The sequence below is a fragment of the Desulfitobacterium sp. genome, assembly GCF_982384815.1.
The window spans coordinates 1-8,952 of sequence record NZ_CEVWNY010000117.1; the positions used below are offsets into that span (position 1 = coordinate 1).

11 protein-coding genes are annotated in these 8,952 nt (G+C 46.6%); 7 read left to right on the plus strand and 4 right to left on the minus strand.

Annotated elements, in window-relative coordinates:
- On the plus strand, window positions 1-607 hold a 607-nt coding region (locus AC1U9U_RS13825; protein WP_479961139.1), incomplete at its 5' end, for a THUMP domain-containing class I SAM-dependent RNA methyltransferase.
- A 110-nt stretch (window positions 608-717) separates the two neighbouring features.
- Window positions 718-1,278: a peroxiredoxin gene (locus AC1U9U_RS13830; protein WP_479961140.1), complete on the plus strand. Its 561-nt coding sequence runs from the start codon at window positions 718-720 to the stop codon at window positions 1,276-1,278.
- 143 nt (window positions 1,279-1,421) lie between these two features.
- Here the strand turns inward: AC1U9U_RS13830 and AC1U9U_RS13835 are convergent, their stop codons facing one another.
- The 4 genes from AC1U9U_RS13835 to AC1U9U_RS13850 form a co-directional block, all read right to left on the minus strand.
- Window positions 1,422-2,804 carry an aspartate kinase gene (locus AC1U9U_RS13835; RefSeq protein ID WP_479961141.1) on the minus strand — a complete coding sequence of 461 codons (1,383 nt, stop codon included), beginning with the start codon at window positions 2,802-2,804 and terminating at the stop codon, window positions 1,422-1,424.
- A gap of 256 nt (window positions 2,805-3,060) precedes the next feature.
- Window positions 3,061-3,795, minus strand: a complete 735-nt coding sequence (locus AC1U9U_RS13840) for an ABC transporter permease (RefSeq protein WP_479961142.1) — start codon at window positions 3,793-3,795, stop codon at window positions 3,061-3,063.
- A 3-nt stretch (window positions 3,796-3,798) separates the two neighbouring features.
- Window positions 3,799-4,548, minus strand: coding sequence for an ABC transporter permease (locus tag AC1U9U_RS13845; RefSeq protein ID WP_479961143.1), 750 nt, complete (start codon window positions 4,546-4,548; stop codon window positions 3,799-3,801).
- A complete protein-coding gene (locus tag AC1U9U_RS13850; protein WP_479961144.1) occupies window positions 4,548-5,462 on the minus strand; it encodes an ABC transporter ATP-binding protein in 915 nt (304 codons plus the stop codon). Before AC1U9U_RS13850 ends, AC1U9U_RS13845 begins: the two co-directional genes overlap by 1 nt.
- A gap of 145 nt (window positions 5,463-5,607) precedes the next feature.
- Here AC1U9U_RS13850 and AC1U9U_RS13855 point away from each other — a divergent pair, with 145 nt between their 5' ends.
- The 5 genes from AC1U9U_RS13855 (at window position 5,608) to AC1U9U_RS13875 (ending at window position 8,925) form a co-directional block, all read left to right on the plus strand.
- Window positions 5,608-6,327 carry a response regulator transcription factor gene (locus AC1U9U_RS13855; protein WP_479961148.1) on the plus strand — a complete coding sequence of 240 codons (720 nt, stop codon included), beginning with the start codon at window positions 5,608-5,610 and terminating at the stop codon, window positions 6,325-6,327.
- Between the two features lie 8 nt (window positions 6,328-6,335).
- The gene (locus AC1U9U_RS13860; RefSeq protein ID WP_479961145.1) at window positions 6,336-7,706 is read left to right on the plus strand and encodes a sensor histidine kinase; all 1,371 of its coding nucleotides are present in this window, start codon (window positions 6,336-6,338) and stop codon (window positions 7,704-7,706) included.
- 35 nt (window positions 7,707-7,741) lie between these two features.
- Complete coding sequence (locus tag AC1U9U_RS13865) at window positions 7,742-8,029, plus strand: hypothetical protein (RefSeq protein ID WP_479961146.1); 288 nt, start codon at window positions 7,742-7,744, stop codon at window positions 8,027-8,029.
- 104 nt (window positions 8,030-8,133) lie between these two features.
- The gene (locus AC1U9U_RS13870; protein WP_479961147.1) at window positions 8,134-8,799 is read left to right on the plus strand and encodes a helix-turn-helix domain-containing protein; all 666 of its coding nucleotides are present in this window, start codon (window positions 8,134-8,136) and stop codon (window positions 8,797-8,799) included.
- Window positions 8,800-8,805: 6 nt separating this feature from the next.
- Complete coding sequence (locus tag AC1U9U_RS13875) at window positions 8,806-8,925, plus strand: DUF1659 domain-containing protein (protein ID WP_479961149.1); 120 nt, start codon at window positions 8,806-8,808, stop codon at window positions 8,923-8,925.
- Window positions 8,926-8,952 lie beyond the last annotated feature (27 nt).

Sequence of the window (8,952 nt, forward strand, 5' to 3'; positions counted from 1 at the left end):
TTGGAAAGCTGACCGGGCCCTCATCGATCCCTGCTGTGGTACAGGTACTATTCCTATCGAAGCTGCAATGATTGCTCTTAATCGGGCTCCAGGCTTGAAGCGGGAATTCGTTGCTGAGGCCTGGCCTAATATCAAGGAAAAATACTGGCAACAAGCCCGTGAAGAAGCCGAGGATCTCTACAATCGCGATCTTGAGCTCCATATTTATGGTTCGGATATCGACCCCAAAGCCCTTCAGTTGGCCCGTGCCCACTGTGAGGATGCCGGTCTTACGGATAAGATCTTCTTCCAGCGCCTCCCGGCAGCAGAAGTACGCTCCCGTTTCCAATACGGCCACCTGATTACCAACCCGCCCTATGGAGAGCGCTTAGGTGAGCAAGAAGAAGTACAACAGCTCTATAAAGATCTGGGGGAAACCTTCAAGAGCTTAGAAACCTGGTCCTTACATATGATTACCACCGATAAGCACCCCGAACTTCTGATCGGCCGCCGCTGGGATAAGAGCAGAAAGCTTTACAACGGCCGCTTGGAGTGCCATTACTATCAGTTCTTTGGTCCCAAGCCACCGAAAAGGCCTCGGGATTCCGAAGAAGCGGATAGCAATTAGGGAGATTATGATCATCAGCACTTAATAATACTAAAAGATTCGTAACTCAATAACAGAATCCTACCTTTTAGCATAATATTATTTAAGCAACTAATTTGGGAGGCATTATAATGATTAAACCAACAATGTTTGCTCCCGATTTCGCCGCCGACGCCTATTTCTTAGGAAATAGAACTACAATTACATTGAGCAACTATAGAAAAGACTGGGTTGTTCTGTTCTTTTACGCTAGTGATTTTACCTTTGTTTGACCGACCGAATTGGCAGCCGTGGCTGCCCACCACCAATCCCTTGAGCAATTAGGTGTTAAGGTACTCGCTATTAGTACGGATAGTGTATTTTCACATAAAGTCTTTGCCGAAACTTCTCCTTCCGCAAGGACTATCCAGTATCCATTACTCTCCGATAGATCACACCGCATCTCTCAGGGGTATGGAGTTTTGAGAGAGGAATTAGGGTTTTCATTTCGAGCAACATTTATTATTGCGCCGGGTGGGGAAGTGAAATACTCCTGTCTGTATCCCCCTGAAGTAGGACGCAATGTAGTAGAAATAATTCGTGTGATTCAGGGACTACAGTACGAAGATGCAACCGGGTTAGGCGTTCAGTCCGGCTGGTATCCAGGGCAATTGGGCATAAGGAGAGACTTTAGCTTGGTAGGTAAAATATGACAGAGGAGATGTAATGCGGGCACAATAGCGTCGGCGGGAAGATTTCCCGTTTATACTTACCTAAGTAAAGAGATATAGAAAAAACCGATTAGCAAAACGCTATATCGGTTTTTTGACTAAACAACGCCTTTTGGTGTAAAAAATTAAGCTAAGCACAAATCTTCATTGAGGTGGTAAATGGCACTGGTGTACTTATCACGATCAATGACAAATTGCATATTGACCTGACGGAGGGATTGGGCTATGCAGTTTACGTTAATATGATTTTTTGCCAAACTGCTACTTGCACGCGCTAAAATATTAGGAACAGCGATATTCGATCCGATCACACAGACGATGGCCGCGGGCAGGATAGTGACGGTCTGATAGGTCGCTTTCAATTCCGATACAAGATCTTCTGATAAGTCATGCTCCCAGATTACCATTGAAATGCTATTGGCGTTAGTTGCCTTCATAATATAGCTTATGGAGTGCTTCATGAACATCTCCATGATTTGCTTATCATAACCCGCTTCGCCAACCATTAGGGAGTCATGGATTTCCACCACTACTACCTTATCCGAACCGGCAATGATCTCGATCTTGGCCTCGGGACCGATATAGTCTTTGGAGATTAAGGTCCCCGGATGATCCGGCTCGAAGGTGTTTTTCAAACGCAGGTTGATTCCCGCCATTTCCAAAGGCTTGGAAGCGTTGGGATGAATGGCTTCCATGCCGATATCCGCTAATTGATCGGCTACATCATAGTTGGTCCGCCCTACGGGGATAGCTTTTTCCACACCGACTATCTTGGGGTCGGCGGAGGATAAATGAAACTCTTTATGAATAATGGCTTCGTCGGCATGAAGATGAGTGGCAATCCGGGAGAAGGTTATCTCTGAATAGCCCCGCTCGAATTCACGCATAATCCCCTCTTTCCCCTTAGTATACCCGGTAACAATGACAATCTCCTTAAAGGGATCCACATTCCGGAAAGACCTTTCGATACGCTCATTGATGGTTAACTGACGGGAATCACGGAGGCCCGTTAAATCTACAAGTCGGGCCGGTACGCCACGGTTCTGCAGTATATTGACCGAGTTAAAAGCGGAATGAGCTTCACCTAAAGAAGCCAACAGCTCTCTAGCTGCAGAAAAGATATTCTCCCGGTCCACATAGCCGGAGGCGATGATTTCGTGCATACTATGGAGGTAAGATTTAGTCTGGTTGATCCGCTCCGTCAAGAACTCCCTGGCAGCTTCATAATCCAGGCCAATTTTCACAAATCCTTCATTTATCTGAAGCAGATCCTGCAGCAAAACATCCAAAGCTTCTTCACAGTCTTCGCCGCTAATAAAGTGGCGATAGATCCCTGGGGCTTTGGTCTTTTTATCTTCCAAAAGTTTATTGGTGACTCCGGCATAGGCAGAGACCACAAATACTCTACCAAAACTAAAACGTGGTGAATCCGGCTCCCCAATAATATTCTTCAATACATCTTCGAATTGGGACATTGAAGTGCCCCCGATTTTTTCTACTGTTAACATATTACACCTCATTAACCACTCGTAAAATCTGTTAAATAACAATATCCATTATTATAATACAGACCCATGCGGTCAACAAGATTAAATTTCACATCCCCGATTCCTTCCTGAAGGATCAAATGATAAAATCCAAACATGCGCAGAGATCCCCCATGACTTTGAAGGAGTTAAAGCAAGCCCATTTTTTGATGCCATTGATATACATACCCCCCCTGCTTCAAAAGAATATCTTAACAGCTTAAAAGAGCTTGAACAGCTAACCCGCAACCACATCTCGTTTTTTGAGCCATAAGACAGCAAACACAATGCAGACAGCCAGATAAAAAAGGCTGCTCAGGATATACTGTTCAATACTGCACTGCATAGCTCCATCCGGCCTATTGGCACGCATACCCAAACTTAAAAGTGAATACGGAAACCATACTCCGTATCCTTTTGCCAGGGCCGCCAACCCTGCTACCCCTCCGATCAGTGCAATTCCAACCGGTACGGCGAAGCTTCGAATCACAAGGGAGAAGCAAAGCTGTATGGCACAGATAACAATTCCCCCCACCGCGCCAAATAGAAGCCAAGTTAGAAGCTCCGGCGGAATTGGTGCGGTCAGCCCCGAAAGCTTGCCGGAAATCACAAACAGTACGCCGGTCCATATCTGAGTCAGCAGCACCATAATGGCGGCAGCAAAGAACTTGGCGAGATAGATTTGTGAAACCGGAACGGGCACCGTCATGATTGCATTCCAGTTGTGGTTTGTATGCTCCAGACGGCAGAGGTAGGAAGAGTAGACACCTATGATTGCCGGAAGAAAGAAATAGCAGGTAAACAAGGTGTGCTGTGTCCACAGGCTGTACCACTGATTCTGCAGAATACCTACATTCATCCGGTAGTTAAAGGTACCTATAACCGCTGGAATTATTGGAAGTATGATAAAAGCAAGCCAGACCGGACTGTGGAGCAGCTTCATCCGTTCGGCTCGAAGTATTCTAATAAACAAGGTTCACATCTCCTTTCGCACAAACAACCCACGGCCTATAATGTAAATCACACAGAACATTACCGCCAAGGCGATAAATCCTGACCAGTCAATCGGTACATAGTAATAATCAGTAATGCGCGTCGCCCTGTCCCAATCCATGCGGACAAACATCAACACGCCGTAATACCCCCAAAGAAGAAACCTTGCAAAGTTTTGAGGTAAATACATAATAAAAAGACCGGCGAATCCGCCGATAAGCCCCACAGTAAGCGGCACCATCTGATTGACAAACAAAAGCGACAGTACCTGCTGCAACAGCAAAATGGTCAGGTTTACAGCCGTGGTAAAGAGCAGATAATAGCCAAGCATTGAAAAGGGCGCACCGCCTGCAAAGCCTTTAACATATCCAGCAATTATGATGATCAGAAGCTGAAGAACCGCCGCCGAAAGCATGTACAGCGCACCGAACAGAAATTTGGCGTCGAACAGCTTCCCAGCGGGCATCACGGTTTCCAGAAGCTTGAGGGTCTGCCCCTTATGCTCCACGTTACAAAGCCGCGAGGCTACAACAGCGGCAATGACCGGCATCATGATCGAATTTAACATAGGAAATTGGTATAGCAAATATGCCCATCCCTGCTGCAGATTCCGGGCATCCATATAAGTAAGCGCCCAAAGAGCCCAGAGAAGCTGTACGAGAATCAAAGCACCAACGATTAGCCATACCCTTTGGCGACGGGTCTTTTGGAATTCCATAGCCAATGCTTTCATTACAGGCTCACCGCCGTTCCTGTCAACTCGAGGAAAATATCCTCGAGGCTTTTATGCCGCTCCTCGATTCGCACAACGCCGATATTATTTTCATAAAGCCGGGAAAGATGGCCTGCAAGCTCTTTATCAGCAAGCTCCGGAAGCAAAAGATAGTCCTCCAGCTGCCGACAGGAAACGCTCTGTTCACCAAGTATTTTGGCGGCTGCCGCGTTGTTGAAGGTGCGGATAGCGATGCTGTGTCTGCTCCTTTCATGGAGTGAGGATAAGCTGTCCTGAAAAACAAGCTCTCCCTTGTTGATGATTCCGACATTGGTTGCGATTTGGTCGATTTCACTGAGCAAATGACTCGAAACCATCACCGTCATGCCGTACTGCTGCGGCAGAGAGCGGATCAACTCGCGCATTTCCTGAATACCTGCCGGATCGAGGCCGTTTGTCGGCTCATCTAAAATCAAAAGCTTCGGGCTTCCTAGAAGCGCACAAGCGAGGCCAAGGCGCTGCTTCATACCCATTGAATACTGTCCCACCCTTTTCTCCTTCTGTTTTTCCAGGCGGACGATTTGCAACACCCGGTCAATGTCCTTATCCGGAACGCCTTTGAGTGTGCTGATAATTTTTAAATTCTCGGCTCCGGTCAGGTGACCGTAATAGCTGGGCGATTCGATCAAAGAACCGACATCTTTCAGTATTGCTAGCCTGTTCCGGCTGTTTACCTGTTTGCCGAACACATTAATGTTCCCGGCTGTCGGTCTTGCCAGGCCCAGTATCATTTTCATTGTGGTGGACTTGCCCGCACCGTTAGGACCGAGAAAGCCGTAGACAATGCCCTCCGGTATTGCGAGATCCAAATCCTTTACACTCATAACCTTCCCATACTTCTTGCAGAGGCCGGTTGTAGTGATAATATCAGACATTATGATGTCCCTCCTTTTTTCAAACTAGGAACATCATAGCAAGGCTGTCTTAAATGAACCTGTACCCAAGCTTACATTTACCTTAAACTTGAGGAAAACGTCCAAACTTTATGTATTTTACTTTATAATGAACATGGTGATTATTATGAACGATATTTTTGACTGCAGGCTGCTGATCGTGGACGACGAGTCGGAGCTGCGTAGGATGGTGGCTGAAATATTGCGGCGGGAAGGCTTTAGGAAAGTCATTTCTGCCGCTACCTGCAAAGATGCGCGTCAGCTCTTTGCGGCCGAGAAGCCGGACGGTATAATTCTGGATGTAACACTACCGGATGGAGACGGTTTTTCGTTGATGCGTGAATTTCGGGCGGTTTCTGCCGTTCCTGTTCTGTTTCTTTCCGCACGGGACGAAGATGAAAACCGTCTGCTTGGTCTGGGACTTGGCGCCGACGACTATATAACAAAGCCATTTTTACCCCGGGAACTGACTCTGAGACTCCGTGCGGTGTTAAACCGTGCCTATTTTCCAATCGTCCTAAAACAAAACCCCAAGCCGGTCTTCCGTTTGGGCGAAACCAAGATAGACTTAAACAGCGGCATGGTCACAACTGAAAATAACCAGCTTACGCTAACCGCTAAGGAATTTACTTTGCTTGAAAAGCTGTATGAAAACCGGGGAAACATCGTTACCGGTGACAGCTTATGCCGTGCCGCATGGGGCGACGATCTGTATGGATATGAAAATACACTGATGGTTCATATTCGCCGTCTTCGGGAAAAGATCGAACCGGTGCCTTCTGACCCCCACTATCTTCTCACCGTGCGCGGCCTCGGCTACAAGCTAATAGGAGTTGAGGACAAATGAAGAGCATGATGAAAATTTTGTCTCGCTATGTGCTCTCGGCTGCCGGGGTCGCACTTATTTTGCTTGCCATTAATTTTATAGTGCTGGCAACATGGACGGTACAGAGTAGTAAAATAACGCAAAAGGATTATAGTGTCTCACAACTCGCAGACGGCTTGACCAAATCAGAGGTTGGTTACACCCTTTCCGAAGCAGCTCGTGAGACGGTTGAAAAGCAGTTTCAATGGGTTATGCTGCTGGACCGGGAGGGCAATGTGATATGGAGCGAGGATCTGCCCGGAGACGTACCTCTTAAGTATACCGTTTCTGATGTGGCGGGCTTTACACATTGGTATTTAAATGACTATCCGGTCTATGTCTGGCGGCATCCCGACGGTCTCTTTGTGTTGGGTAACGAAAAGGGCAGTGCTTGGAAACATAATATTGAAATGCCTCAAAGGGTAATGGATAACACTTTGGCGTGGATTCCGGCCATATTAGTATTAAACAGTGCCGCAGCCGTACTGCTCGCATTGCTTTTCGGCCTGCGGCTGTTTCGTTCCCTGAAGCCCCTTGCAAAAGGGATTGAAGACATGGCAGAAAAACTTCCGGTAGAGCTTTCGACTCATGGCCTTCTTGGCGATCTTGCCGCCGGAATCAATAAAACCTCCACGCAGCTAATAAATCAAGAGGCCGCACTCAACAAGCGGGACAACGCCCGTACAACCTGGATCGCCGGTGTATCCCATGATATCCGTACACCGCTCTCCATAATGATGGGCTATGCAAGCCAGCTTGAGGATGACTCTGAGCTGCCGCAGTCCAAGCGGGAACAGGCGGGCATCATCCGCAGACAGAGCGAACGGATCAAAACCCTGGTAAATGACCTGAACCTCGCTTCCAAGTTGGAATATGACATGCAGCCACTCCGGCGCACTTCCGTCACCTTGGCTCCGCTCTTGCGTGGTGTCACCGTCGATTTTTTGAATAGCGGACTTCCTGACAGCTATTCTATCGGAGTGACGATCAGCGAAAATGCGCAAAACACTTTGGTCTTCGGCGACGAAGAGCTTCTAAGGCGGGCTGTATCAAATTTGATTGCCAACAGCATTCAGCACAATCCAAACGGCTGCGCTATAAAGGTTAATCTGGAGAAAGATCTGGACAATTGCTCCCTTAACCTTTCAGATAACGGAACCGGATTCTCACAGGACATATTAGAGAATCTTAATAATCCCCCAAGCTCTGGTGAGCTTCAAAGCCATGGCTTAGGTCTAACCATTGTCCGGCAGATTATTAAGGCTCACGGAGGAACCACAGAATTTCATAATCTCTCCGGAGGCGGCTGTGCGGTTGTACTCTGCCTGCCCGTATGCACTATAGGCGTAAGTGGTCGATAAACTGCTTTTTATAATATTTTAGATGAGGTGCTGTTATGGCAGATTTCTTAATACAGTATGGTGAAATATTTTCCATCATTATGTTTTTTATACCACCGATTTTATCGGTTCTAATATTGTATTTTACCAACCGTAATTGGATATGGCTGTCTATTCCAATTACGATTGCGGTTGATTTATTAGTATGGGGAAAAGCAGTTTTTGAGTCATCACACAGAAGCATTGCACTTGTTTTTTTGATACCACAGATTGCAGTTGTTACGATCATTTCCATTGTGATTCTTTATTTAGAAAAACGTAGAAAAAACACAATCGGAAGCTGAAAAAATTCACCCTGCAACTGTCAGTTGCTAAGATTCCAAGCTCGCTTGGTCGACAGTCCTCCTCTTTTTTTGCTATACTACAAACAGTAAAGAGGGGTGTGTTTATGACATTAGGAGAAAAAATAGCAAAGCTCCGCACAGAACATCGCCTATCCCAGGGGGATCTTGCAGAAAAGTTAGGTGTTTCACGACAGTCCATTTCAAAATGGGAAACGGGAAACAGCATTCCCGATTTAGATAAACTTATCACTTTAAGTGAGTTGTTTGATGTTTCTCTGGATGCACTTGTGAAAGACCAAGATCCAAAAAAGAACATAGTTCCACAGCCGTCTGGACCTCATCAATCATCAGAAAAGTATCCGCCACGGAACATTGCAGGATGGATTTTGATGAGTATCGGATTACTCAGTGTGGTTTTGGGGTTTGCCCTCAATATGCTATTGGCAGTTTTAGGCGTTTACCTGATTCTATGCGGCACCATCTGTCTACTAGGGCAACCTAGCAATAGTGACAACCTCATCCAAAGCCTGTCCAAGAATCGACAACGTTGTCGATTCTTGGACAGGCCCTTATTTTTTACAGACTGTAACCCCTGGACAAGCAAAATCATAGGATATACGGACATGCCCGTTAAATGGTCTGTCAATGAGAACATGAAGGGAGTGAAAGTGATGGCCGTTGTAGCGAGACCTTTAGACTCGACACTGGTCGTAGTGTACCAGAGCGGAACCACCTCCACTGGTGCACCGGTAACCAGGCAGAAAAGCTAAAGTAGTATACGGTACAATGCCTCGGAACAAACCCTTTATGATGTGGCACAGGCTTTATTCAGTCTGTCGCTGCATCCGGTAATTGACGTAAATCTAAGGAAAAACCTCCACTTGAGCGATGAATAACTGGCGAAAAGAGCCAGATAAGAGAAG